This window comes from Pseudomonas sp. NBRC 111139 (assembly GCF_001753955.1).
GTDB classification, from domain to species: domain Bacteria; phylum Pseudomonadota; class Gammaproteobacteria; order Pseudomonadales; family Pseudomonadaceae; genus Aquipseudomonas; species Aquipseudomonas alloputida.
Genome location: NZ_BCBP01000027.1, coordinates 94,982 through 121,199, shown reverse-complemented (window position 1 = coordinate 121,199; position 26,218 = coordinate 94,982). Strand labels below are relative to the sequence as shown.

The window sequence follows — 26,218 nt, the reverse complement described above, 5'->3', positions numbered from 1 at the left end:
GCTCAGGCAATAAAAAATGCAGGCAAAAAAAATGGGCGACCGAAGTCGCCCTAAATGCCTTGCGTGCTCGTGTACCCGGAAGGTCAGCGCGGCTTGCGCTTGTTCGAGTCCTTCCAGATGAAAATGCCCAGACCGGCAAAGAAGGCGACCATCAGCCCGACCGTTACCACACCGGCGATAACCACGTTGTCGAAGAACATGCTGGCCTCCCCATTCGTTTGCCGTTGTCCGATGGGTACACGTTAACCAATGTGGCGGCGGGGAAAATTGATCAGTGTCAATGGTGCCCGAGGCCGGGCACGCGAGGGGGGCGCAGGGTTGACCTGCGTCAAGTTTCAACGCTTCTTAGGTTTGCCCTTGGGCTTCTTTTTCTTGCTGGTACTCAAAGGCAGGGCCTGCTCGAAAGCATTGCGCATTTCGTTCAGCCGCTTTTCCTTGAGGTCGTGGACGCGCTTGGCACGTTCGGCATCGAAATCGATGAGGTTGTCTTGGCTCATGGGTGGGCTCGACGATCAACAGAGAATTGCATGATGAAGCCAGGCGCAGGCGCTGACCAGCCCCGTATCAGACTTCGATGTCCACCAGCAGTCCTTGGCGTACATGCTCGCCCATCAATGGCGCTACCGGCACGGTATTGTCGGCATTGACCTCGTCACCCGGGACGGCATCGTAGCGTTCCTGCTCGCCCTTATTGCGGCGTTGCTGCTGGCGGCGCTGTTCATCGCGCAGCAACAATACCTGCTCCTGCGGGTCGCGCTGGCGCTTGAGGTCAATGGCACTTTCGCCGGACGCAGGCTGCGTCGGCACCACCGGCTTGATGTCGGGGGTTGGCTTGACCGGGTCCTGTTGCGAGGTGACCGGGGCGGCACTGAGCGGAATGATCGGCGGCAGCATGGACGTTCTCCTATACCCCCTGTATCGGCAGGCGAAGCTTTACCTTGATGTCATGGACAACATTTACTCGGCTTCGTCACCCGGCTCGTCGTCGACTGGCGGGCTGGCCTCGCTCCAGGGCCGCTTGTACACCTGTTGCCAAACCGCATCCATATGATCGCGTAACACCTGTGGCGCGGCTTTCAGCGAAGCGCTGTCCTCGCGCTCACCACCGATCGGTTCCTCGCCCGCCGGGGTGATCAGCGACTGGCCGGTAATGGTGTAACTGGCCTGCCCTTCACGCATCTCGATGGCGATGTCATGCGGGTCGATACCGCCGCCGCAGAACGCATGGCTGGCCACCGTTATCTCGGCCACCCCATTCTTGTTCAGGTCGCTCACATCACTGACGTCATTATAGAAGTCCACGTCCAGGTCCAGCCCCGGGCAGGTCGTTTCCTGCTCGACCTGCCAACGCGCCTTGAAGGTGTCGTTCTCGGCCGTGCGCCCGTACAAGGTGGCCTTGAGCACCACCTTGTCCACTTCCTGTTCGCTTTCCAGGTCGCTGGCCTGGCCATCGCTGCGGCTCAGGACCAACAGCCCTTCGCCGTCACTGTCACGAAAGTGCACGCTCTTTATCGGCGTCTGCACGCCCAGTACCTCAAGCTGCTCCATCGGAATGGGGGGCAATGTCTCAAAGTTTTTCTGCTCGCAGGCGCTCAGCAGCACCAGGCTGCCCACGGCCATCGAAGCGCTGATCCAGCGGTGCTTGGCAGACATGTTGATCCGGGGCCCTCATCGGCGGCGCTGTGCAGGGCGATGAAACGACTAGACTGTGCCTTTCGATACCTTTCGGTGCTCTCGGCACTTTGGTCTGACCGGCCGATCCGTTAACATAATCGGCTTTTTCATCGCGGGAGTTCAGGCAGTATGGCGCAGCAGTATCAACCGGGGCAACGCTGGATCAGCGACAGCGAAGCAGAGCTCGGCCTGGGTACCATCCTGGCGCAGGATGGCCGCCTGTTGACCGTGCTCTACCCGGCCACTGGCGACACCCGCCAGTATTCCCTGCGCAATGCGCCGCTGACCCGCGTGCGCTTCTCGCCAGGTGACCAGATCACCCACTTCGAAGGCTGGAAGCTGACCGTACGCGAAGTCGAGGACATCGACGGGCTGATGGTCTACCACGGCCTGGACGGGCAGAATCAGCCTCGCACCCTGCCTGAAACCCAGTTGTCGAACTTCATTCAGTTCCGCCTGGCCAGCGACCGCCTGTTCGCCGGGCAGATAGACCCACTGTCGTGGTTCAGCCTGCGCTACAACACCCTGCAGCACACCAGCAAGCAGATGCAGTCGGCACTGTGGGGGTTGGGCGGCTGCCGCGCACAGCCCATCGCCCACCAACTGCACATTGCCCGCGAAGTCGCCGACCGCAGCGCCCCACGCGTTCTGCTGGCCGACGAAGTGGGCCTGGGCAAAACCATCGAAGCCGGCCTGGTCATTCACCGCCAGCTGCTGTCGGGTCGCGCCAGCCGCGTACTGATCCTGGTGCCGGAAAACCTCCAGCACCAGTGGCTGGTGGAAATGCGCCGGCGCTTCAATCTGCAAGTGGCGCTGTTCGACGCCGAGCGCTTCATCGAAAGCGACGCCAGCAACCCGTTCGAGGATGCCCAACTGGCGTTGGTTGCCCTGGAGTGGCTGGTCGACGACGAAAAGGCCCAGGACGCACTGTTTGCCGCTGGCTGGGACCTGATGGTCGTCGACGAAGCCCACCACCTGGTCTGGCACGAAGACCAGGTCAGCGCCGAATACGGCCTGGTCGAGCAACTGGCCCAAGTGATTCCGGGCGTACTGCTGCTCACCGCCACCCCCGAGCAGCTGGGCCAGGACAGCCACTTCGCCCGCCTGCGCCTGCTCGACCCCAACCGTTTTCACGACCTGGCCGCTTTCCGCGCAGAAAGCGAGCACTACCGCCCGGTAGCCGAGGCGGTGCAGGAACTGCTCGACGAGGGCCGCCTGTCGCCCAAGGCCCACGCCACCATCCTGGGCTTCCTGGGTGCCGAAGGCGAAGCCCTGCTGGCTGCGGTCAGCGACGGCGACACCCAGGCCAGCGCCCGGCTGATTCGCGAACTGCTGGATCGCCACGGCACCGGACGCGTGCTGTTCCGTAACACCCGTGCGGCGATTCAGGGCTTCCCCGAGCGCCAGTTGCACCCCTACCCGCTGGCCACGCCCGAGCAATACCGCAACCTGCCAGCCGGCGAGCATGCCGAGCTGTACCCGGAAGTTGCCTTCCAGGCCCAGGGTGAAGTGGCCGATGACGAGCGCTGGTGGCGTTTCGACCCACGCGTCGACTGGCTGATCGACACCCTGAAGATGCTCAAGCGCACCAAAGTACTGGTGATCTGCGCCCACGCCGAAACCGCCATGGACCTGGAGGACGCCCTGCGCGTGCGCTCCGGCATCCCGGCCTCGGTGTTCCATGAAGGCATGAGCATCCTCGAGCGCGACCGTGCCGCTGCCTACTTTGCCGATGAAGAGTTTGGCGCCCAGGTCCTGATCTGCTCGGAAATCGGCAGCGAAGGCCGCAACTTCCAGTTCGCTCATCACCTGGTGATGTTCGACCTGCCAGCGCACCCCGACCTGCTCGAACAGCGCATCGGCCGCCTTGACCGGATTGGTCAGAAGCACACTATCCAGTTGCACATCCCGTACCTGCAAGACAGCCCGCAAGAGCGCCTGTTCCAGTGGTACCACGAAGGGCTCAACGCCTTCCTCAACACCTGCCCCACCGGCAATGCCCTGCAGCACCAGTTCGGCCCACGCCTGCTGCCGCTGTTGGAAGGCGGCGATCACAAGGCCTGGGATACCCTGGTGGCCGACGCCCGCAGCGAGCGCGAGCGCCTGGAAGCCGAACTGCACACTGGCCGTGACCGCCTGCTGGAGCTCAACTCCGGCGGAGCCGGCGAAGGTCAGGCGCTGGTCGAGGCCATTCTCGAACAGGACGACCAGTTCGCCTTGCCGATCTACATGGAAACCCTGTTCGACGCTTTCGGCATCGACAGCGAAGACCATTCCGAGAACGCACTGATCCTCAAGCCGAGCGAGAAGATGCTCGATGCCAGCTTCCCGCTGGGCGACGATGAAGGCGTGACCATCACCTATGACCGTGGCCAGGCGCTGTCACGCGAGGACATGCAGTTCCTCACCTGGGAGCACCCGATGGTGCAGGGTGGCATGGATCTGGTGCTGTCAGGCTCGATGGGCAACACCGCCGTGGCGTTGATCAAGAACAAAGCGCTCAAACCAGGCACCGTACTGCTTGAACTGCTGTTCGTCAGCGAGGTGGTGGCACCCCGCAGCCTGCAACTGGGCCGCTACCTGCCGCCGGCGGCACTGCGCTGCCTGCTCGACGCCAATGGCAACGACCTGGCGTCACGCGTGGCCTTCGAAACCCTCAACGACCAGCTCGAGAGCGTACCGCGCGCCAGCGCCAACAAGTTCGTCCAGGCCCAGCGCGATGTGCTGGCCAAGCGTATCAGTGGCGGCGAGGAGAAGATCCTGCCGGCCCACAACGAGCGCGTGGCCGAAGCCCAGCGCCGCCTGACAGCCGAGGCCGACGAAGAGCTGGCGCGCCTGGTGGCATTGCAAGCGGTCAACCCAAGTGTGCGTGACAGCGAAATCGACGCCCTGCGCAAGCGGCGCGAAGATGGCCTGGCAATGCTGGAGAAGGCCGCCCTGCGCCTGGAAGCCATTCGCGTGCTGGTGGCTGGCTAACGCAGTCCCCGCGCCCTTGTGGGAGCGGGCACGCCCGCGAACACCGGCGAAGCCGGTGGCATCCACCGCAGTGGATGCTTCGCGGGCTCGCCCGCTCCCACAGGAAGGCATCAGGGCCCCAAATTTATTTCTCACTGCGATTGGAGTTATAACCAAATCGTAGAAATCATTGTGCCATTAGTCAGGAAGGCTTAAGCACTCCTTCCTATACTGCCTCTGGACAGTCTGCACAGGGTTGTAGCGCAGACGAGTGAAAACTCGATCAAGAGGCATTCCATGGAATGGCTGGGGCTGCAACTGTTCGCCGATCTTCCCGCAACCGGGCGCATCGTCATCGACTGCCGTCATGAACCGCTCTTGGTTCTGCTCGCCTATTTCGTTGCTTGCGCGGCCTGTTTCGCCACCCTCGACATGGCCGAGCGCCAGTCCCACAGCGACGACCCCACCGCCCACCGGCAATGGAACATGCTTGGAGCTTGCTGCCTGGCAGGCGGCATATGGGCCATGCACTTCATCAGCATGCTGGCCTTTCGGGCCCCGGTGGACGTGCACTACGACGTATCCCTGACCATTCTTTCGCTGCTCATCGCACTGGGCGTGGCCTGGCTGGCCATGCACAGCCTCGAACGCAGCAAGATGCGCGCGCACCACTTCGTGCTGAGCGCAGGGCTGATCGGCCTGGGCATCATCCTCATGCATTTTGTCGGCATGGCCGCGATGGAAACGGGTGCCCGCCAGTACTACCAAACCGGCTTGCTACTTGCCTCTGCCGCCATTGCCCTGCTCACCGCCCTGACCTCGCTGTACCTGGCCCGCTACTTGCGCAATGGCAGCGGCACCCTGTACCAGGCCATGAAGTACGGCGCCAGCCTGCTGATGGCGGGCGGCATCGTCGCCACTCATTTCACCGCGATGTCGGCCATGACCTTGATCATCCCTGCCGATACCGCACTGCGCCTGCCGTCTGGCGACAACAGCCTGCAGCTGGGACTGGGCATCGGCTTCATCACCCTGCTGATCAGTGGCGCCAGCATCAGCGCCGCACTGGCCGACAAGAAGCTGCAAAGCAAGGAGCACGACCTGCGCCGGGTCAGCGTACTGCTCAGCCAACTGGACCAGGCCCGCGCTTCGCTGCAGCAGGCGGCGCACTATGATGCCCTGACCAACCTGCTCAACCGCCGCGGATTCAACCAGGTGTTCGCCGAGCGCCTGGTCGAAACTCAGGCCAGCGAAAACCGCCTGGCCGTGATGTTTCTCGACATCGACCATTTCAAGCGTATCAACGACAGCCTTGGCCACGATGCCGGTGACGAGCTGCTCAAGGTGATCGCCCACCACATCAAGGCCGCTACCCGCAACCACGACCTGGTTGCGCGCTTTGGTGGCGACGAGTTCTGTGTGGTCACCAGCCTGAACAGCCGCGACGAAGCCCGCCACCTGGCCCAGCGCATCATGCAACGGATGAAAGAACCCATCGACCTGGGCGGGCGGCGCATGGTCATGACCACCAGCATTGGTATAAGTATCTTCCCGGACGATGGCAGCACAGCCGAAGAGCTGCTCAAGCATGCCGACCTGGCCCTCTACCAATCCAAGGAGAACGGGCGCAACAGCCTGAATTTCTTCAATGACAGCCTCAAGGCTCGCGCGTCGATCGCCTTGCAACTGGAAGAAGAGCTGCGCCTGGCACTGCTTGAAGAGCGCGGGCTGTGTGTGCACTACCAGCCGATCTTTGACCTGCGCAGTGGGCAAGTGGCCAAACTGGAAGCGCTGGTACGCTGGCAGCATCCTCAACATGGCCTGCTCGGGCCCGACCGTTTTGTCGGCATTGCCGAAGCCAACGGCCTGATCATCGACCTGGACCTGTGGGTGCTGCGCCATGCCTGTGCCGACCTGGCCCACTTGCAGCGCCACGGCTACGGCGAGGTCCAGGTCACGGTCAATTGCTCGGCAGTCACCCTCAGCCACGACGAACTGCCCAACGAAGTTGAAAAGGCGCTGTTCCACGCCGGCCTTGCGCCGCGCCACCTGGAGCTGGAGGTGACCGAAAACGCCTTGGTGGGCGATATCCAGCGCACGGTCAGCCTGCTCAAACGCGTCCGAGCCTTGGGGGTGGCACTTTCGATCGATGACTTTGGTACCGGCTACTCGTCACTGGCCTACCTCAAGCGCCTGCCATTGGATGTGCTGAAGATCGACCGCACCTTTCTGCAGGATGTACCGGGCAGCCAGAAAGACCGCGAGATTGTCCAGGCGATCATCGCCATGGCGCATACGCTGCACCTGCGGGTAGTCAGCGAGGGCGTGGAAACTGCCGAACAGCGGGCGTTCCTCGAAAGCCATGGCTGCGACTACCTGCAGGGGTACCTGTTGGGGCACCCCGTACCGCTGGCCGAGTTGCGCCCACTGCTGGAGCGGTTGCAGCGCCAGAGCAGCCGGATCACACCTTGTTGCGGTACAGCTCAACCAGGGTCGCCGGATCTTTTTGCAGGTAACCCTGGCTACCGTGCAAGCGCATCAGTTGCGCGGCAAGGCCACTGAGCGGCGTCGCCGAGCCTTGCTCGCGGGAAAACTTGACCGCGCCATCGAGGTCCTTGAGCAGCGTGCGTACGTGCCACTTGATTGGCTCGAAGCGGCTCTCGGCCATTTGCGGCGCAAGAATCTGCAATGGCTTGGAATCGGCAAAGCCACCCGCCAGCGCTTCAGCGATCAACGTCGCGTCCACGCCCGACTGTTCGGCCAATGCCACCACTTCTGCAATTACCAGGGCATTGCACGCGACGATCATCTGGTTGCACGCCTTGGTCACCTGTCCCGTGCCTACCGCGCCCATATGCGTCACGCGCTGACCAAGCACCTCCAGCACCGGGCGTGCACGCTGCAGATCGGCCGCTTCACCGCCCACCATGATCGCCAGCGTGCCCGCTTCGGCACCGGGCGTACCGCCAGAGACAGGTGCATCCAGCCAGGCCATGCCGCACAGTGCTGCCAGTTCGGCAGCCATTTCACGGGTGGCGGTGGGTTCCAGGCTAGAGAAATCGATCAGCAACTGGCCGCTGCGCCCGCCCTGGGCAATGCCTTGCTCGCCAAACACCACCTCACGCACCACCGCCGTGTCGGCCAGGCACAGTAATACCATGTCGCTGTCACGGCACAATTCGGCCGGGCTGCTGGCCAGGCGCGCGCCAGCAGCGACCAGTGCGGCGCACTTGTCCGGGCTGCGGTTCCATACCGTCAGCGGATAGCCCGCTGCCAGCAGGCGGCGGCACATGGGCAGGCCCATCAGGCCGATGCCGGCGAATCCAAGCGAAGGTAGTGCAGTGCTCATCGATAAACTCCTGACTGATTCGAACATTTCCCAGGCGGGCTACGATTCCGTTGGCGCCTGCCAGAACGGCGGCCACATTACGCATCCCGTAAACTGTTACCGCCACGCCGAATTGTTACTTCCCTCTACCCGCCTTGATCGCTTTCAAGCACCAAAACGGAGCTGATGCGTATTTTTGCGCACCAAAAAAGATCACGCTTCTTCCTAGCCCTTCACCTGTATCACGATGAACGGCGAAACCACCACCGCCCAGATCTCTGGGTCGCGGCTTTGCAGGTCCAATGCCTGCTCGGCCGATACCGGCCCAACAGTGCCATCACTACGCCACTTGGCGAAGATCTCGCTGCGATTCTCGGCCATCGCCTCAGCAACGGCGATCAGGTCAAGGCAGGGGTCGACCCAAATCAGGTCACCCTTGGCCCAAAAACGCTCCAGCGCTTTCCACTCGATGATTGCCGTCTCGCCAAGCAATTTGGCATAGAGGGTGCTTGTTTGATCAGTCATGGGTGGTATCCGCAAAAAATCGGTCAATAAAAAAGGCCGGCATTTTTGCAGAAAAACCCGGTTTCAAATATGTAATTTGGTCGATTGACCCCGAAGTTGTGGGGCGGGATCGCAGATGCAGGCAGTTTGATGGCGCCTTTCTGTATCTTTCTGTCGATCAAGCGACAACGCAGGAAAGACGCACTTTTCGACCGCTTTTCAAGCGCTCGAACAGCGCTCTACACTGTACCGGTACAGTTCCGGGACATGTTCCGGGGGAAGGTGGGCTAGCGCGTTGGCATGGCCACGCCGCAAATCCCGCCCGGTCTGTAGCCCTGGCCGCCAGGACTATAAGAATTACAACAGAATGAGTGGAGCACTATGATCAAGATTTCCAAGCTGTTCGCCGCAATGGTACTGGCCGGGGTAGCCAGCCATTCGTTTGCCGCCGATACCATCAAGATCGGCATCGCCGGTCCCAAGACGGGTCCTGTGACCCAGTACGGCGACATGCAGTTCATCGGCGCCAAGCAAGCCATCAAGGATATCAACGCCGCGGGCGGCGTGGATGGCAAGATGCTCGAAGCCAAGGAATACGACGACGCCTGCGACCCTAAACAGGCCGTGGCAGTCGCCAACAAAGTGGTCAACGACGGCGTCAAGTTCGTGGTCGGCCACCTGTGCTCCAGCTCCACCCAGCCTGCGTCCGACATCTACGAAGACGAAGGCGTGATCATGATCACCCCGGCCGCCACTTCGCCGGAAATCACCGCCCGTGGCTACAAGCTGATCTTCCGCACCATCGGCCTGGACAGCGCCCAGGGCCCGGCCGCCGGCAACTACATCGCCGACCACGTCAAGCCGAAGGTCGTTGCCGTCCTGCACGACAAGCAGCAGTACGGTGAAGGCATGGCCACCGCCGTCAAGCAAACCCTTGAGAAGAAAGGCACCAAGGTTGCCGTCTTTGAAGGCCTGAATGCCGGTGACAAGGACTTCTCCTCGATCATCCAGAAGCTCAAGCAGAACAACGTCGACTTCGTCTACTACGGCGGCTATCACCCAGAGCTGGGCCTGATCCTGCGCCAGGCTCAGGAAAAAGGCCTGAAAGCCAAGTTCATGGGGCCGGAAGGCGTGGGCAACGACTCCATTTCGCAGATCGCCCAGAACGCTTCCGAAGGCCTGCTGGTCACCCTGCCGAAATCGTTCGACGCAGACCCGGCGAACAAGAAGATCGTCGACGCCATCAAGGCTGACGGCAAGGACCCAAGTGGCCCGTTCGTATTCCCTGCCTACTCGGCTGTCGAGCTGATCGCTCAAGGCATCAAGAAAGCCGGTTCCGATGATACCGACAAGGTGGCCGAGGCCATCCACAAAGGCACCTTCAAGACCCCGACCGGCGAACTGTCGTTCGACGACAAAGGCGACCTGAAAGACTTCAAGTTCGTGGTCTACGAATGGCACTTCGGCAAGCCGAAGACCGAAGTCTCCCCTCAGTAACTGCGTGACTAATAGCTGACCTACGAGCCCACTGTGCGAGCAGTGGGCTTCGTTTTATGAGGTTCATGGGCCCGATCCCCGCGATCCGGGGGCAGGCTCACCTGAAAATCTTAAAACCGTCACCCGCGGTTTCCTGGCCGTACCCCTGCCAGTGAAATGCAAATCAGGTTTTTAGGAGCGCTGTAATGCCTGAGATCTACCATTTCTTCCAACAACTGGTTAATGGATTGACCATCGGCAGCACCTATGCCTTGATCGCCATCGGCTACACGATGGTGTACGGCATCATTGGCATGATCAACTTCGCCCACGGCGAGGTGTACATGATCGGTTCCTACGTGGCCTTCATTGCCCTGGCGGGCCTGGCCATGATGGGTATCCATTCGCTGCCGATCCTGATGACCGTCGCCTTCGTCGCGACGATCTTCGTCACCAGTGCCTATGGCTACAGCATCGAACGGGTTGCCTACCGCCCCCTGCGCAACAGCAACCGTCTGATCCCGCTGATTTCCGCCATCGGCATGTCGATTTTCCTGCAGAACACGGTCTTGCTTTCGCAGGACTCCAAGGACAAGTCCATCCCCAACCTGATCCCCGGGAGCTTCTCCTTCGGGCCAGGCGGTGCTGAAGAAGTACTGATCAGCTACATGCAAATCCTGGTGTTCGTTGTCACCCTGGTGGCCATGACCCTGCTCACCCTGTTCATCTCTCGTTCCCGCCTGGGCCGCGCCTGCCGCGCCTGTGCCGAGGACATCAAGATGGCCAACCTGCTGGGCATCAACACCAACAACATCATCGCCCTCACCTTCGTCATCGGTGCCGCCCTGGCTGCCGTGGCGGCCGTGCTGCTGAGCATGCAGTACGGGGTGATCAACCCCAACGCCGGTTTCCTGGTGGGTCTGAAGGCTTTCACCGCGGCGGTACTGGGTGGCATCGGCAGCATCCCGGGCGCCATGCTCGGCGGGCTGGTGCTGGGCGTGGCCGAAGCGTTCGGTGCCGATATCTTCGGCGACCAGTACAAGGACGTGGTGGCATTCGGCTTGTTGGTTCTTGTCCTGCTATTCCGGCCGACCGGCATCCTGGGCCGCCCGGAGGTTGAAAAAGTATGAACAGAAATCTCAAACAGGCGTTCTTCAGCGCCTTGCTGGTGTGGGCCGTGGCCTTCCCGGTACTGGGCCTGAAACTGAGCATCGACGGGATCAGCCTGGTCGTGCACAGTCAGGGCTCGTTCACCATCAGCATCATCGCCGTGTGTTCGGTGCTGATGTTCCTGCGCGTGCTGTTCGACAAGCAGTGGAGTTCGGTGATGGGCCGCCGATCGGATCGCAAGCTGATCCCCCCGGCAGTCAGCAACTACCTCACCCTGCCCAAGACCCAGCGCTACGTCATCATCGGGTTGATCGTGATGGCACTGGTATGGCCGTTCTTCGGCTCTCGCGGTGCGGTCGACATCGCCACGCTGATCCTGATCTACGTGTTGCTGGGCCTGGGCCTGAACATCGTGGTCGGCCTGGCGGGCCTGCTCGACCTCGGCTACGTAGGCTTCTATGCCGTCGGTGCCTACAGCTACGCCATGCTCTCGCATTACCTGGGCTGGAGCTTCTGGGTGTGCCTGCCGATTGCCGGCCTGATGGCTGCCACCTTCGGCTTCCTGCTCGGCTTCCCGGTGCTGCGCCTGCGTGGTGACTACCTGGCGATCGTGACCCTCGGTTTCGGTGAGATCATCCGCCTGTTCCTGCGTAACCTCACCGATTGGACCGGCGGCCCCAACGGCATCAGCAACATCCCCAAGCCGGAGTTCTTCGGCCTGACCTTCGAACGCCGTGCGGCCGAGGGCATGCAGACCTTCCACGAGTTCTTCGGGCTGCAATACAACTCGATCAACAAGGTCATCTTCCTGTACCTGGTGGCCCTGCTGCTGGCCCTGCTGGCGTTGTTCGTGATCAACCGCCTGCTGCGCATGCCGATCGGCCGTGCCTGGGAAGCCCTGCGTGAAGACGAGATCGCCTGCCGTGCACTGGGCCTGAACCCGACCGTGATCAAGCTCTCGGCATTCACCCTGGGTGCCTGCTTCGCCGGTTTCGCCGGCAGCTTCTTCGCCGCGCGCCAAGGCCTGGTGACGCCGGAGTCGTTCACCTTCATCGAGTCGGCGATCATCCTCGCCATCGTCGTGCTGGGTGGCATGGGTTCACAACTGGGCGTGATTCTCGCGGCCATCGTGATGATCCTGCTGCCTGAGCTGATGCGTGAGTTCAGCGAATACCGCATGCTGATGTTCGGTGCGCTGATGGTGTTGATGATGATCTGGCGTCCGCAAGGCCTGCTGCCTATGCAACGTCCACACATGGAGCTGCGTCGATGAGCCGCGAAATTCTGCAAGTCAGCGGCCTGAGCATGCGCTTCGGCGGCTTGTTGGCGGTCAACGGCGTGGCCCTGACCGTCAAGGAAAAACAGGTGGTGGCGTTGATCGGTCCGAACGGCGCCGGCAAGACCACCGTGTTCAACTGCCTGACCGGCTTCTACAAGCCCAGCGGCGGTACCATCCTGCTCGATGGCCAGCCGATTCAGGGCCTGGCCGGCCACCAGATCGCCCGCAAGGGCGTGGTGCGGACCTTCCAGAACGTGCGGCTGTTCAAGGAAATGACCGCACTGGAAAACCTGCTGATCGCCCAGCACCGCCACCTCAACACCAACTTCTTCGCCGGCCTGTTCAAGACACCGAGCTTCCGCCGCAGCGAGAAGGAGGCCATGGAACGCGCGCAGTACTGGCTGGAGAAGGTCAACCTGACCGAGTTCGCCAACCGTACGGCCGGCACCCTCGCCTACGGGCAGCAACGCCGCCTCGAAATCGCCCGCTGCATGATGACCCAGCCACGCATCATCATGCTCGATGAACCGGCAGCCGGCCTGAACCCGAAGGAAACCGAAGACCTCAAGGCTCTGATCGCCTACCTGCGTGAGTCGCACAACGTCACCGTGCTGCTGATCGAGCACGACATGAAGCTGGTGATGAGCATTTCCGACCATATCGTGGTGATCAACCAGGGTACCCCCCTGGCCCATGGCACGCCGGAGGAGATCCGCGACAACCCTGACGTGATCAAAGCCTACCTGGGGGAAGCGTAAATGCTGAAGTTCGAAAACGTTTCCACTTTCTACGGCAAGATCCAGGCGCTGCACAGCGTCAACGTGGAGATCAACCAGGGCGAGATCGTCACCCTGATCGGCGCCAACGGTGCCGGCAAGTCGACCTTGCTGATGACCCTGTGCGGCTCGCCGCAGGCGCACAGCGGCAGCATCAAGTACCTGGGTGAAGAGCTGGTCGGCCAGCCCTCCTCGCACATCATGCGCAAAAGCATCGCGGTAGTGCCGGAAGGCCGTCGCGTGTTCGCGCGCCTGACGGTCGAGGAAAACCTGGCCATGGGCGGTTTCTTCACCGACAAGGGCGACTATCAGGAGCAACTGGACAAGGTCCTGCAACTGTTCCCGCGCCTGAAAGAGCGTTACATCCAGCGCGGCGGCACCATGTCCGGTGGCGAGCAGCAGATGCTGGCCATCGGCCGGGCGCTGATGAGCAAGCCCAAGCTGCTGCTGCTCGACGAGCCTTCGCTGGGCCTGGCGCCGATCATCATCCAGCAGATCTTCGACATCATCGAACAGCTGCGCCGCGATGGCGTGACGGTGTTCCTGGTGGAGCAGAACGCCAACCAGGCGCTGAAGATCGCTGACCGGGCGTATGTGCTGGAGAACGGTCGGGTGGTGATGCAGGGCACCGGTGAGGCACTGCTGACCGACCCGAAGGTGCGCGATGCCTACCTGGGGGGTTGAATGAAAAAGGGCCTTCGGGCCCTTTTTTCTGCCCGCAGGACGTGTATCGTGGCCAGCTCTTTGGCAAAGATTCCCCGGAGCCCGCCCCATGCGCCTCACCCCTACCCTGCTGCTCAGTGCCCTGCTGCCGCTGTTCGCTGGCTGCCAGCTACTGGCCGAGCAGCCCCGTGACCCGAACATCGGCACCACACGCATGCAGGGCGAACTGAGCGCCAACGGCGGCCGCCTGTTGTTCATGCCCTGCAGCGAAGCACGCCGCTTCGTGATCAACGACGTCGCCGGCACCGGCATCCTGCAGGAGTCCGCCAACCTGGCCAAGGACGCCAATGCCAAGTTGTTCGCCGACGTGCGCGGTCGCCTCACGGGCGCCAAGCAGGCCGACAACGACGGCCAGCTGGAAGTCAGCCGCCTGTACCGCCTGGAACCCTCCACCCGCGCTTGCGACGACCCCAACTTCAAGCAGCTGACCCTGCGCGCCAATGGCCATGAACCGGACTGGGACATCAAGGCCAGCGGCAAGGGCATGGTGCTCAACCGCATCGGCAAAGACCCGCTGCCACTGCCATTTCTCGAAGAAGAAGTGCCCGGCGGCGGCCTGACCCTGACCAGCGAAGCCAACGGCCAGCACGTGGAACTGTGGGTCGCCCCGCAACGCTGCGTCGACAGCGCCACCGGCGCCATCCACCACCTGAGCGCCGAACTGCGCATCGACGGCCAGACCCTGCGCGGCTGCGGTTACTACGGTGGTGCGCGCGACAACTGATCGCCGGGCGCTTTTATCCTGCCAGTCAGGGCGTCTAACAGCTTATACTTGGCGGTTTGTGTAAAGCCGCCGGCCGCCCATGGCCGGGATACTGGACCCTGCCATGCTACGAATCACCGAACTGAAGCTGCCCCTGGACCATCCCGACGAAGCGTTGCGCGAAGCCATCGTCCAGCGCCTGGGCATCCGCGACGAGCAACTGCTCAGCTTCAACCTGTTCAAGCGCAGCTACGATGCGCGCAAGAAGAACAGCGAACTGCTGTTCATCTACACCATCGACCTTGAAGCCAGCAACGAAGCCGAGCTGCTCAGCAAGTTCGCCGATGATCGCAACATCGGCCCAGCCCCAGACGTCACCTACAAGTTTGTCGGCCAGGCCCCGGCAGGCCTGCAGGAGCGCCCGATCGTGGTCGGTTTCGGCCCGTGCGGCATCTTTGCCGGCCTGTTGCTGGCACAAATGGGCTTCAAGCCGATCATCCTCGAACGCGGCAAGGAAGTGCGCCAGCGCACCAAGGACACCTGGGGCCTGTGGCGTAAAAGCGTGCTCAACCCTGAGTCCAACGTGCAGTTCGGTGAAGGCGGCGCCGGTACCTTCTCGGACGGCAAGCTGTACAGCCAGATCAAGGACCCGCAACACCACGGCCGCAAAGTGCTGGAAGAATTCGTCAAGGCCGGTGCGCCAGACGAAATCCTGTACATCAACAAGCCGCACATCGGCACCTTCCGCCTCACCGGCATGGTCGAACAGATGCGCCAGGACATGATCGCCCTGGGGGCCGACGTGCGCTTCCAGGAGAAGGTCACCGACCTGTTGATCGAAGATGGCCAACTGACCGGTGTAGTGCTCGAAAGCGGCGAGCAGCTGCACTCTCGCCATGTGGTATTGGCTCTGGGCCACAGCGCCCGCGACACCTTCCGCATGCTGCACGCAAAAGGTGTCTACATGGAAGCCAAGCCGTTCTCGGTGGGCTTCCGTATCGAGCACCCGCAAACGCTGATCGACAAGGCACGTCTGGGCAAGTACGCCGGCCACCCGAAACTGGGTGCCGCCGACTACAAGCTGGTTTACCACGCCAAGAATGGCCGCTCGGTATACAGCTTCTGCATGTGTCCGGGTGGCACCGTGGTCGCGGCCACCAGCGAGCCTGGGCGGGTCGTCACCAACGGCATGAGCCAGTATTCGCGTAACGAGCGCAACGCCAACTCCGGCATCGTCGTCGGCATCGACCCCGAGCGCGACTACCCGGGTGGCCCGTTGGCCGGTATCGAACTGCAGGAGCGCCTGGAGGCGCACGCCTATGTAATGGGCGGCAGCAACTACCAGGCCCCGGCGCAGCTGGTGGGTGATTTTGTCGCCGGCCGGCCCTCGACCGCACTGGGCAGTGTCGAGCCGTCCTACAAGCCGGGCGTGACCTTGGGTGACCTGGCGCCGAGCCTGCCGGACTTCGCCATCGAGGCGATTCGGGAGGCACTGCCGGCGTTCGACCGGCAGATCAAGGGCTATAACCTGCATGATGCGGTGTTGACCGGGATCGAGACGCGTACCTCGTCGCCACTGCGGATTACCCGCGGTGAGGATTACCAGAGCCTGAACCTCAAAGGGCTGTTCCCGGCGGGTGAAGGGGCCGGGTACGCGGGCGGGATCCTGTCAGCCGGTGTGGATGGCATTCGCATCGCAGAGGCGGTGGCGCGGGATATGCTCGGCCTCTGACTCTTTATCGACTGACAGGGCCTCTTCGCGGGTAAACCCGCTCCTACACGGAACAATGGTCCCCTGTAGGAGCGGGTTTACCCGCGAAAGGGCCCGGTCCGGCATCAGTCTATTCCAGCACCTACTCCAGCTATTCCAGCACCTACTCCAGACTTCCCCCATCCTTCCCCAAATCCATCTAGGCTTGCCCCAGGCCTGTCAGCAACAACATATAACAAAAACGAATATGTCTTTTGTTTGAAAGCATATCTCTACAGGCTAGGGTGTACGCCCGCACCCTTCGTAAACTGCTCATGGAGGGCCTACAGCCCGTGCGTAGCCTGTTTACCCGTTTCTTCCAGCTCGAAGCCGCCAGCGGGCTGCTGCTGATCGCCGCCGCCGTTCTGGCCCTGATCATCAACAACTCGCCACTGTCCTACCTGTACGGCGGCTTGCTCGACGTACCCGTCGCCGTCCAGGTCGGCGCGCTGAACATCGCCAAGCCATTGCTACTGTGGATCAACGACGGCCTGATGGCCCTGTTCTTCCTGCTCATCGGCCTGGAGGTCAAACGCGAGGTGGTCGACGGTCACCTGTCCAAGCCCTCACAAGTGATTCTGCCTGCCACCGCAGCCGTGGGCGGCATGGTGGTGCCAGCGCTGATCTACTGGTTCATCAACCGTGACAACCCTGCAGCCGTGGCAGGCTGGGCGATCCCTACCGCCACCGACATCGCCTTCGCCCTCGGCGTCCTGGCCCTGCTCGGCAAGCGCGTACCGGTGTCACTGAAGTTGTTCCTGATGACCCTGGCGATCATCGACGACCTGGGTGCGATCATTGTCATCGCCCTGTTCTACTCCGGCACCCTGTCGAGTGTGTCGCTGCTGCTGGCTGCGGCCTGTCTGGTGGTACTGGTGGCGATGAACCGGCTTGGCGTCGTCAAGCTCGGGCCCTACATGATCGTTGGCCTGATCCTGTGGGTCTGCGTGCTCAAAAGTGGCGTGCACGCCACTCTGGCCGGTGTCGCCCTGGCCCTGTGCATCCCGCTGCGTACACGCAATGCTGAATCGTCACCTCTTTTGGCGCTGGAACACGCCCTGCACCCTTGGGTGGCCTATGCCATCCTGCCCATTTTCGCCTTCGCCAATGCCGGCGTTTCGCTGGCAGGCATGACCGTAGACAGCTTCATCCACCCCGTGCCGATGGGCATCACGGTCGGCCTGTTGCTGGGCAAGACCGTGGGGGTTTTCGGCCTGACCTGGGTGGCGGTCAAGCTGCGCCTGGCCGCGCTGCCTGCGGGTGCGGGTTGGGGGCAAATTCTGGGGGTGGCGATACTCTGCGGCATTGGCTTCACCATGAGCCTGTTCGTAGGCTCGCTCGCCTTCGCCCCGGGTAGCAGTGAGTATGCCGGCATGGACCGCATGGGTATTCTTACTGGTTCGTTCTTTGCCGCGGTGATCGGCTACGCCGTCACCGCAATGGCCAGCCGCAAAACCAGCGTTGCCTGACTTGGCTGAAGCATGAAAAAACCCCGACTGGCAGCAGCCATGTCGGGGTTTTGTTTTACTGCGCTACGGTCAGTGCGAAACGCGGCTGGTACCGTCAACTGTCATGATGCGCACGCGCTCGCCAACGCGGAAGACTTCGTTCTCCTGCACGGCCTGCACATAGGCGCGCATGCTGCCATCATCTTCACGAACGGTAATTTCGACACCTTGGGTACGGGTCAGGCCTTCTTCTGCTGCGGAACCCGCCAAGCCACCGGCCACGGCACCGATCACGGCAGCCACGATGCTGCCACGACCACCGCCCACGGCGCTGCCGGCTACGCCACCCACAATGGCACCGGCACCGCCGCCAATCGGGGTCTTGGTGCCCTCGATCTTGACCGGGCGCAGGGATTCGATGGTACCCATACGCACGGTTTGCACGCGGCGGGCTTCGTCACGAGAGTAGCTGTCACCGGTCAAGCTCGAGGCACAGCCCCCCAGCAGCAGCGACATGGTGGTAAAGGTCGCCACCAGCAAAGCGGATTTACGCATGGGTAAAGTCTCCATAAGTCAGGTGCTCATTAGACGCTGCACATTGACGGCTGTCACGGTACAAACGTAATAAAATTGTTTTCATTCAGCCGGGGTACAGCCTGCCGGGCTGTGTCGAAGGCCTTTCAAGTGAGACCAAGAATAGCCATGGATTACTTCATCGTCGTGGTCACCACCGTTACGGGACTGTATTTCCACTGGTGGTTGTATGTGCGCATGCGCCGCTGGATGGACCGCGACCTGGCGTTGTCGCTGGCAGGGGCCGATCCTGAAAAACGCGCGTTCATGCTGGAAAGGTTGGCGCAGGCGCGCCAGGAGAAGGTGGGGCGTAAGCAACTGGCGGGGTGGTTGGAGCGCGAGGCGGCAGGTTATCCGGGGTAGCTTGATCAATGGCTGGGGCCGCTTGGCGGCCCCAGTTGCTCAGGGCGCCAGCCGCTCTCGCAGCCACTGCCCATCCACCAGCCGATAGTTCAAACGATCATGCAGGCGGCTTGCCCGCCCCTGCCAGAACTCGATGCGCTCGGGCAACAAACGGTATCCCCCCCAATGCTCAGGGCAGTGCGGCTGGGTGTCGGAGAAACGCGCTTCGGTGGCCTTAACCAGGCCCTCCAGCTCTTCACGCCCGGCAATCACGCGGCTCTGTGGCGAAGCCCAAGCCCCTAGGCGACTGCCCAGCGGGCGTACCTGGTAGTAGGCATCCGACTCCTGCGCCGTGACCTTCTGCACCCGGCCCTCAATGCGCACCTGACGTTCCAGGGCCGGCCAGAAGAAGGTCATTGCCGCAAAGGGGTTGGCTTGCAGTTGCTGGCCCTTGGCGCTGTCATAGTTGGTGAAGAAGGTGAAACCCTGCTCGTCGAGCCCCTTCAACAGCAAAACACGGCAATGCGGGCGACCTTCGCCGTCCACCGTGGCCAAGGTCATGGCGTTGGCTTCTACCGGTACCTGCTCGGTTTTCACCGCATCGGCGAACCACTGGTGGAACAGGGCGAACGGCTCCCCTGGTGCCTGGGCTTCGGCCAGGCCATCACGGGTGTAGTCGCGGCGCATATCGGCCAGGGATTGGGTCATTACTGCGGTTCCTTGACGATCAGTTGGTCTTCGCAGGGCTGTTGGCAGCTACTTTCTTGTCAACGGCAGCTTTCTTGGCGGCAGGCTTGGCCGGCGCAGCTTTTTTCTTGGCTGCAGTCTTCGCAGGCGTTTTGGCCTTGGCTACAGGTTTCTTCGCCGCAGCCTTGACGGCCGGTTTGCTGCCAGCGGCCTTGGCGGCGGGTGCCTTGGCATCCTGCACCGCCACCATCGAGGCCGGGACGGGTGCCGGGGCGGCCTGCTGGTATTTGGCCAGCAGCGCGACCATGGTGTTTTGCGGGGTCAGCAACATTTCCACGCGGCGGTTCAGGGCGCGCCCCTCGGCGCTGTCGTTGGCAGCGCGCGGCATCACCGAACCCATGCCCTTGAGGGTCAGGCGGTCACGCTGCAGGCCGCTGAGGCGGAAGATGGCCGATACCGAAGCGGCGCGCTCCAGGCTGAGCTTCTGGTTGGCAACGGCGGCACCGCTGCTGTCGGCATGGCCCAGTACCAGTACGGCAGTCTTGGGGTCGCCTTCGACTGTCTTGGCGACGCGGGTGATCGGGCCCAGGGACATGGGCAGCAACATGTTCGGGCGATCGGGATTGTACGAGCTGTCCACCGGCAGGGTTACCGCCAGCACATTGTCACGACGCTCCAGCTCCAGCTTGCTGTCCTTGATCGCTTCGCGCAGCTTGGGCTCGTATTCGTCCAGCCAGGCCTGCGTGGCCTTCTGATCGATCTTCGGTACCACCGGCCCCTTGGCTTGCTTGTCGTCACCGCCAAACGGCCACCACCAGCGGCTGGAGCTTTCGGATTTGGCATCGGCTTTGGCCACGTTTTCAGTGACGGCTGACTTCACTTCCTGCTCGGCAACCTTGTCCGAACCGAAAGGCCACCAGCTGGAGCCACCTTCCTTGGAGCCGTCCGGGGAGTGACTGGCGCAGCCGGTAACGGCGGTCAGGCACAGGGCGAGTGCTAAGGTTTTATGTGAAGACATCAGCGATACACCATGAAATAGAAAGATATTTTGCCTACGAACTTCAGGCGTTGGCATTGAGGATAGTCAAAGGGGTGTGGCAATACCCGCATTACCCGATCAAAGGCAACTGGCAAGGACGCGTACCAGTTTCTGGGCGCGTGGGTCCATCAGCACGTAAGGGCCGAGGGTATTGACCACAAAACCGAAGGCCACATCGTACTCCGGGTCGGCAAAACCGACTGAACCACCGGCACCGGGGTGGCCAAAGGCGCGGGCGCCGAGACCAAAGGTGGCATTGGCCACATCGGGCTGGTCGAGCATGCAGCCCAGGCCGAAACGGGTCTGGGTGAGCAAGGTACGGTCCTGGCCAAGGCTATGCTCGCGGGTCAGCTCATCGAGCAGTTCGGATTCAAGCAGGCTGCCGTCCAGCAGCCCGGCATAGAACCCTGCCAGGCTGCGTGCGTTGCCATGGCCATTGGCCGCTGGCTGCTGCATGCGCCGCCATTCCGGTTTGTTGGTGCTGGTCAGTATCGCGGGCGGATTGGTAAAGGCACGGGTCGACAGTGCCTCAGGCTCGCGCATGGTCACCTGCAGCAAGCGTTGCGCTGCACTGTCTCCAGCATTGCCCTTGCCACGGGCGATATGCGCCACGCGGTGGAACTCTTCGTCGGCCAGGCCAACATGGAAATCCAGCCCCAATGGGCGGGCGGTGCGGGCCACGATCGAGTCGCCAGGGCCACGGCCGTCGGCACGGCGAATCAGCTCGCCGATCAGCCAGCCATAGGTGATGGCGGCATAGCCGTGTTCTGTGCCAGGCGTCCACCACGGTGTCTCGGCTGCCAGGGCATCGACCATGAACTGCCAGTCATACAAGGCTTCAGCCGGCAACAGCTTGCGTATGGCCGGTAAGCCGGCACGGTGGCTGAGTAGCTGACGCAAGGTGATCGACTGCTTACCCGCCTGGGCAAACTCGGGCCAGTAGTTGGCCACCGGGACATCGAGGGCCAGCTTGCCCTCGCCGACCAGCTGCAGGGCGGTAACAGCCGCGAAAGTCTTGGTGCAGGAGAACAGGTTGGCGATGGTATCGCTGTGCCAGGCCTGCTGGCCGTCCTTGTCGGCACTGCCAGCCCACAGGTCAACGACGGTTTCGCCACCCACCTGGATGCACAGCGCGGCGCCACGCTCCTGGGGATCATCGAACAGTGCGGCAAAAGCTTCGCGCACAGCTTCGAACTTCAGCTCATAGTGACCCTGGATCTGCACCCGCTGCTCTCCGTACGACCATATCCAAAAAGGTGTGCATTGTTTCAGTAGTTGGGTGTTTTGCAAACAGGCTTGGGCCAAGTGGTCGCGACACAAGGCCGCTCTCACCTGGGTTGACTGCATCTGCCTGATCTCAAGGGGCCGGTTTTTCCAGCTCGGCACGCAGTTGGTTCATGGTTTGCAGATTGCTTTTGCGCACGGCATCGACAAACCCTGGATAGGGCATATCGGTAATCGCCACCAGCCCAAGGTGGCCGTTCTCACCATCGAGCAGGCGACCGCTGGCCGGTTGGTCGAGGTACTGGAACCAGTGCGCACCAACGATCATCGGCTGCGCCAGGGCCGCCTTGAGGAAGTTTGCGTAGGCCGGGCCGCGATCCTCTTCCCGCGCCAGCTCCAATGGCCCCGGCCAGAACGGCCCGCGATCACGCGAGCCGAACTGGAACTCGGACACCAGCACCGGCTTGTCCAGCTCCGCCAGGCGGGCAAAGTCGTAGCCGTCCTGCGGCTTGAGGGTATAGAAGTTGAAGCTCAGAACATCGCAGAACTCGGCGCAGGCCTTGACCGCCTCCGGTGTGCTGACCGCATAGCGGCCACCCAGGAGCATGTGATTGGGCGCATGCCACTTCAACGAATCGGAAATGGTCTTGAAGTAGGTCTCGGCAAATACCCGCTGGAAGTGCTGGTAGTCACGTTCGATTTCCGGGTGCTCCGGGTCAGGCAACGGCGCCTCGAAGCCAGGATCTTCCATGAGTTCCCAAGCGGTCAGTTCGATGCCCCAGGCCTTGGACAACCCTTCCTGGTTGCGATACTTGTCGCGCAACTGCTTGAGGAATGCGCGTTTGGCTGGCACGTCGGTGGTCAGACGCAAGGTGCCGTAGGCCAGGCCATAGCGGCTCTTGGGGTCGCTTCCAGGGGCTGCCCAGGCCAGTTCGTTATCGGCGAAGTAACCGATGAGCCAAGGGTCGTCACGGTGATCACGCGCGGCGATGGCCACGGCACGTTCGGTGGCCATGGCAAAACGCGGGTCGAACGGGTCGGGCATGCGGCCCCACCAGTCCATGCCAGTGCTGATGCTGGCGTAGTCGCCTACGATCGACAGCGGCAAGGTATACGGCATGCGTCTGGCTTGGCCAAGCGCCGGCTCGCTCCAGTTGCCAATAGTGTTAAACCCCCAGGCCTGAAGGCGGTCAAGCGCATGCGCCTGCCAGCGGTCGGCATCCAGTACCGGCGGCGCGCAGCTGGCTGGCTGGCCCTCCACTGCGGGCGGGCAGGGTTTGCCATAGGTACGCTGCAGGTTGGCGGCGTAGAAGTCGAACCAGCGCCCCTGCTTGAAATTGCGCCCTTGCGACGAGGCATTGCCATCGTCGTTGTTGCTTTCGCCATAGAACGCGGCCAGTGCATCGCCCTCAGCGGGCAAGGCCTTGAACATGCCTTCGCGCCCGGCGACATACGTACGCCCGCCGTCTGCCGCCACGGCGTTTACCCCCAGGGAATAGAACGGGTGCCCATCCGGCGTTACCAGGTACCAGCGGCCATCACGCTTTTCAGTGCGAAAGAAGCCCTTGGCTGCAAAGGCCGGACCGCCCACCAGGCCACCGTAAGCGTCCAGCTGCTGCTTGCCGCGCTCTGCCAACCAGCCCTTGAGCTGTTGCTGTTCACGGGTATCGGCCGCCTTGAGCTGCTCGTCACTGGATACCTTCTCGGGCCAGTTACCGCGAGTCGACTGGCCATAAGCATCAATCAGCTCGTGGTAGGCCGCCCTGTACGCCTGGTCGTCATCCTGGATACCGACACGCTCGATCAGCAGGCTCTGCGCCACCTTGGGGCTGGGGATGCTCAGGCTGACCGAGGTCACCTGCTTGAGGTCGACTGCACCGGCACTGCTGGTCAAAAGGAGGCGCTGACCACCATGGTTCCAGGGCATCGGCGGGCCGGCGCGCATGCCCTGGTCCAGCGGCGAACTGGCCGTCAGGGGCACCAGCACGGTTTGCGCGGGCCCCGCGGGCAGGTCGATACGGCTGGTCAAGGTGCGGCCATCGCTGCCTTGCACGGTGACATCCACGGTCAATGCCCAGTCCATGGCACTTTGCAGGCGCAAGGTCAGGAACTGCCCAGCGGACCAGTCCCACACCCCACTCTGCGGGCTCAGGCGTAGGGTCGGCTGCTGGGCCGGGTTGAACACCACACGCCGCAACACCTCGCCCTCGGCCGTTTGTTCCGCGTTGTACTGCGGCATGCCGGCATCCACCGTCGCCACATTAACCACCGAAGCCGGGCGCACGAAGCTGAACAGCGTCTGCTGCCCGGCCAGCAAGGGCGAACTGCACAACAAGGCGAATACGGCGGGCAGGGTGCGGCGGATCATAAGGCTGGGGCTCTCCTTCAGGGCCCTGATGGGCCCAAGACGGGTGATGGACAATGCGCCGGCGCAAGTGCTCCGGCGGTCAGGAAATTTCCCGCCGGAACGGCGGCAGCGCATTGAGAATAGCCTTGCCGTAGCGCTGCGTGACCAAGCGCCGGTCAAGCAAGGTGATAACGCCGCGATCCTGCTCGGTACGCAGAAGGCGGCCGCAGGCCTGGATCAGCTTCAACGAGGCGTCAGGCACGGCAATTTCCATGAACGGATTGCCGCCACGTGCCTCGATCCACTCGGCCAGCGCAGCTTCGACCGGGTCGTCGGGCACAGCAAAGGGAATTTTGGCGATGACCACGTGCTCGCAATACGCACCCGGCAGGTCGACACCTTCGGCAAAGCTGGCCAGGCCAAACAGCACGCTGTGCTGGCCATCGTCGACCCGCGCCTTGTGCTTGTTCAGGGTTTCCTGCTTTGAAAGGTTACCCTGGATGAGCACCAGCTTGCGCCAGTCACGGTCCAGACCGTCAAACACATCCTGCATCTGCTTGCGTGACGAGAACAACACCAGCGCGCCACGGGCATCCTCGACGATGTTCGGCAGCTCGCGGATGATCGCCGCGGTGTGCGCTGCTGCATCGCGTGGGTCGGCCTGCAGGTCGGGGACCCGCAACAGGCCGGCATCGCCATGCACGAACGGGCTGGGCACCACGCAGGTGACTGCGTCGCGCGGCAACCCCGAGCGCATGCGGAAACGGTCGAACTTGCCCAGCGCGGTCAATGTCGCCGAGGTCACCAGCGCGCCGTGGGCCACGCTCCACAGGCTACGCCGCAGCATATCGGCGGCGAGGATGGGGCTGGCATTGACTTCGATGTCGAACAGCGCGCCACTTTCGGCCAAGGTCAGCCAGCGCGCCATGGGCGGGCTGTCTTCCGGGTCTTCGGCGGTGAAGGCCGTCCACAGCTCCCAGTTACCCTGGGCACGGGTGACCAGGCTACCGAACAGCGGATACCACTCTTCGGCCTGATGGCTGGCGATGCCGATATTGACCTCGCCGTCCATGCCTTCCTTGAGCAGGTCAGCCAGGCGGGTGAACAGATCGTTGAGGCGGGCAAAGCCCTTTTTCAGTTCGATGCCCACTTCACGAATCTGCTCCGGCACCACCCCACCCTCGAAACGGTAACGCGGGCGCTCACGGCCTTCGGTGTCCTCGCTGGGACGGAAGTCAGCCACCTGTTCACAAAGGGTGAACATGAACTGCTGCTGGGTGCGTACTTCTCGCGCCAGCTCCGGCACCTGCTCGATGTACTTGCCCAGGTCGCCGGGCAGCGGATGCTGGGCCAGCAATTTGGTCAGGTTCTTGGCGGTCTGTTCCAGCCAGTCGGCGGTGGAACGCAGCCGCGAATAATGGGCGAAATGGCCGATGGCCTTGTCTGGCAGATGATGGCCTTCGTCGAACACGTACATGGTATCGCGTGGGTCGGGTAACACTGCACCGCCACCCAGGGCCAGGTCGGCCAGGACCATGTCGTGGTTGGTGACGATCACATCGACCTTGCCCATGCCTTCGCGGGCCTTGTAGAACACGCACTGCTGGAAGTTGGGGCAGTGGCGGCCGGTGCACTGGCTGTGGTCGGTGGTCAGCCGTGCCCAGTCCTGGTCTTCCAGGGCCTCTGGCCAGCTGTCACGGTCACCGTCCCAGCGGTTGCCGGCAAGCTTCTCGATCATGCTGTTGAACAGCTTCTGGCTGCGCTCGTCGACTTCGATGCGGAAGCCTTCTTCCTCAAACAACTGAGCCGTGGCTGACTGGGCGTGGCCTTCCTGCAACAGGATGTCGAGCTTGGACAGGCACAGATAGCGGCCACGGCCCTTGGCCAGGGCGAAACTGAAGTTGAGGCCGCTGCTGCGCATCAGGTCGGGCAGGTCCTTGAAGACGATCTGTTCCTGCAGGGCCACGGTGGCCGTGGCGATCACCAGGCGTTTGCCGGCGGCCTTGGCAGCCGGGATGGCCGCCAGGCTGTAGGCTACCGTCTTGCCGGTACCGGTGCCCGCTTCCACGGCCACCACGGCAGGCTCGCCAGCGCGGCGGCCTTCATCGTCGCAGGCAATGTCGCCAAGCACTTTGGCCACTTCGGCGATCATCAGGCGCTGCCCATAGCGCGGCTTGAGGCTCTTGGCTTCGAGAAAACGCGAATAGGCGCCCTGGATAGTGGCTTTGAGTTCGTTGCTGATCATGGTCTGCAGGCGCCCGGAGGGCTGGATATATTTTC

23 protein-coding genes are annotated in these 26,218 nt (G+C 62.4%); 11 read left to right on the top strand and 12 right to left on the bottom strand.

The features are described from left to right. Positions 1-83 precede the first annotated feature (83 nt). The 4 genes from ccoM to BJQ17_RS10350 form a co-directional block, all read right to left on the bottom strand. Complete coding sequence (ccoM, locus tag BJQ17_RS32385) at positions 84-200, bottom strand: cytochrome c oxidase subunit CcoM (protein ID WP_003254862.1); 117 nt, start codon at positions 198-200, stop codon at positions 84-86. 135 nt (positions 201-335) lie between these two features. Beyond that, positions 336-497, bottom strand: a complete 162-nt coding sequence (locus BJQ17_RS31620) for a hypothetical protein (protein WP_003254864.1) — start codon at positions 495-497, stop codon at positions 336-338. Between the two features lie 67 nt (positions 498-564). Then, complete coding sequence (locus BJQ17_RS10355; protein WP_003254865.1) at positions 565-894, bottom strand: hypothetical protein; 330 nt, start codon at positions 892-894, stop codon at positions 565-567. 63 nt (positions 895-957) lie between these two features. Next, positions 958-1,653, bottom strand: coding sequence for a M949_RS01915 family surface polysaccharide biosynthesis protein (locus tag BJQ17_RS10350; RefSeq protein WP_004576201.1), 696 nt, complete (start codon positions 1,651-1,653; stop codon positions 958-960). A gap of 150 nt (positions 1,654-1,803) precedes the next feature. Here BJQ17_RS10350 and rapA point away from each other — a divergent pair, with 150 nt between their 5' ends. Further along, the gene (rapA, locus tag BJQ17_RS10345; protein WP_003254868.1) at positions 1,804-4,650 is read left to right on the top strand and encodes an RNA polymerase-associated protein RapA; all 2,847 of its coding nucleotides are present in this window, start codon (positions 1,804-1,806) and stop codon (positions 4,648-4,650) included. A gap of 276 nt (positions 4,651-4,926) precedes the next feature. Beyond that, a complete protein-coding gene (locus BJQ17_RS10340; protein ID WP_070095988.1) occupies positions 4,927-7,191 on the top strand; it encodes a bifunctional diguanylate cyclase/phosphodiesterase in 2,265 nt (754 codons plus the stop codon). Here the strand turns inward: BJQ17_RS10340 and BJQ17_RS10335 are convergent. Then, entirely contained in the window at positions 7,091-7,978 is an 888-nt protein-coding gene (locus BJQ17_RS10335; RefSeq protein ID WP_003254870.1) for an NAD(P)-dependent oxidoreductase, read from the bottom strand. The genes BJQ17_RS10340 and BJQ17_RS10335 overlap by 101 nt on opposite strands. Before the next feature lie 204 nt (positions 7,979-8,182). Beyond that, a complete protein-coding gene (locus BJQ17_RS10330; RefSeq protein ID WP_003254872.1) occupies positions 8,183-8,482 on the bottom strand; it encodes a DUF2288 domain-containing protein in 300 nt (99 codons plus the stop codon). Between the two features lie 360 nt (positions 8,483-8,842). Here BJQ17_RS10330 and BJQ17_RS10325 point away from each other — a divergent pair, with 360 nt between their 5' ends. From BJQ17_RS10325 to nhaA, 8 genes are all read left to right on the top strand, one after another. Further along, positions 8,843-9,958 (top strand): branched-chain amino acid ABC transporter substrate-binding protein, encoded by a 1,116-nt coding sequence (locus tag BJQ17_RS10325; RefSeq protein ID WP_070095987.1) that lies wholly within the window; start codon positions 8,843-8,845, stop codon positions 9,956-9,958. A gap of 185 nt (positions 9,959-10,143) precedes the next feature. Next, the gene (gene livH, locus BJQ17_RS10320) at positions 10,144-11,067 is read left to right on the top strand and encodes a high-affinity branched-chain amino acid ABC transporter permease LivH (RefSeq protein WP_008097482.1); all 924 of its coding nucleotides are present in this window, start codon (positions 10,144-10,146) and stop codon (positions 11,065-11,067) included. Next, positions 11,064-12,320, top strand: coding sequence for a high-affinity branched-chain amino acid ABC transporter permease LivM (locus BJQ17_RS10315; protein WP_003254877.1), 1,257 nt, complete (start codon positions 11,064-11,066; stop codon positions 12,318-12,320). Before livH ends, BJQ17_RS10315 begins: the two co-directional genes overlap by 4 nt. Next, positions 12,317-13,084: a high-affinity branched-chain amino acid ABC transporter ATP-binding protein LivG gene (gene livG / locus BJQ17_RS10310; RefSeq protein ID WP_003254878.1), complete on the top strand. Its 768-nt coding sequence runs from the start codon at positions 12,317-12,319 to the stop codon at positions 13,082-13,084. The genes BJQ17_RS10315 and livG overlap by 4 nt, the downstream gene beginning before the upstream one ends. After that, positions 13,085-13,786 (top strand): ABC transporter ATP-binding protein, encoded by a 702-nt coding sequence (locus tag BJQ17_RS10305; protein WP_003254879.1) that lies wholly within the window; start codon positions 13,085-13,087, stop codon positions 13,784-13,786. A gap of 88 nt (positions 13,787-13,874) precedes the next feature. Then, positions 13,875-14,549 carry a COG3650 family protein gene (locus tag BJQ17_RS10300; protein ID WP_070095986.1) on the top strand — a complete coding sequence of 225 codons (675 nt, stop codon included), beginning with the start codon at positions 13,875-13,877 and terminating at the stop codon, positions 14,547-14,549. 103 nt (positions 14,550-14,652) lie between these two features. Then, entirely contained in the window at positions 14,653-16,260 is a 1,608-nt protein-coding gene (locus BJQ17_RS10295; RefSeq protein ID WP_003254881.1) for an NAD(P)/FAD-dependent oxidoreductase, read from the top strand. 293 nt (positions 16,261-16,553) lie between these two features. Beyond that, positions 16,554-17,747 carry a Na+/H+ antiporter NhaA gene (gene nhaA, locus BJQ17_RS10290; RefSeq protein ID WP_029380530.1) on the top strand — a complete coding sequence of 398 codons (1,194 nt, stop codon included), beginning with the start codon at positions 16,554-16,556 and terminating at the stop codon, positions 17,745-17,747. Positions 17,748-17,816: 69 nt separating this feature from the next. On the opposite strand, the gene BJQ17_RS10285 is transcribed toward nhaA, so the two are convergent. Beyond that, complete coding sequence (locus BJQ17_RS10285; protein ID WP_003254883.1) at positions 17,817-18,281, bottom strand: glycine zipper 2TM domain-containing protein; 465 nt, start codon at positions 18,279-18,281, stop codon at positions 17,817-17,819. Positions 18,282-18,428: 147 nt separating this feature from the next. Here BJQ17_RS10285 and BJQ17_RS10280 point away from each other — a divergent pair, with 147 nt between their 5' ends. Beyond that, entirely contained in the window at positions 18,429-18,662 is a 234-nt protein-coding gene (locus tag BJQ17_RS10280; protein WP_003254884.1) for a hypothetical protein, read from the top strand. 39 nt (positions 18,663-18,701) lie between these two features. Here BJQ17_RS10280 and pdxH read toward each other — a convergent pair whose 3' ends face one another. From pdxH to dinG, 5 genes are all read right to left on the bottom strand, one after another. Further along, a complete protein-coding gene (gene pdxH / locus BJQ17_RS10275; protein WP_003254885.1) occupies positions 18,702-19,349 on the bottom strand; it encodes a pyridoxamine 5'-phosphate oxidase in 648 nt (215 codons plus the stop codon). Between the two features lie 19 nt (positions 19,350-19,368). Then, positions 19,369-20,346: an OmpA family protein gene (locus tag BJQ17_RS10270; RefSeq protein ID WP_003254886.1), complete on the bottom strand. Its 978-nt coding sequence runs from the start codon at positions 20,344-20,346 to the stop codon at positions 19,369-19,371. Positions 20,347-20,445: 99 nt separating this feature from the next. Continuing rightward, positions 20,446-21,591, bottom strand: a complete 1,146-nt coding sequence (locus tag BJQ17_RS10265) for an EstA family serine hydrolase (RefSeq protein ID WP_003254887.1) — start codon at positions 21,589-21,591, stop codon at positions 20,446-20,448. Positions 21,592-21,724: 133 nt separating this feature from the next. Beyond that, entirely contained in the window at positions 21,725-23,959 is a 2,235-nt protein-coding gene (locus tag BJQ17_RS10260) for a beta-galactosidase (RefSeq protein ID WP_060538669.1), read from the bottom strand. A 79-nt stretch (positions 23,960-24,038) separates the two neighbouring features. Next, entirely contained in the window at positions 24,039-26,183 is a 2,145-nt protein-coding gene (gene dinG, locus BJQ17_RS10255; RefSeq protein WP_003254889.1) for an ATP-dependent DNA helicase DinG, read from the bottom strand. Between the last annotated feature and the right edge of the window lie 35 nt (positions 26,184-26,218).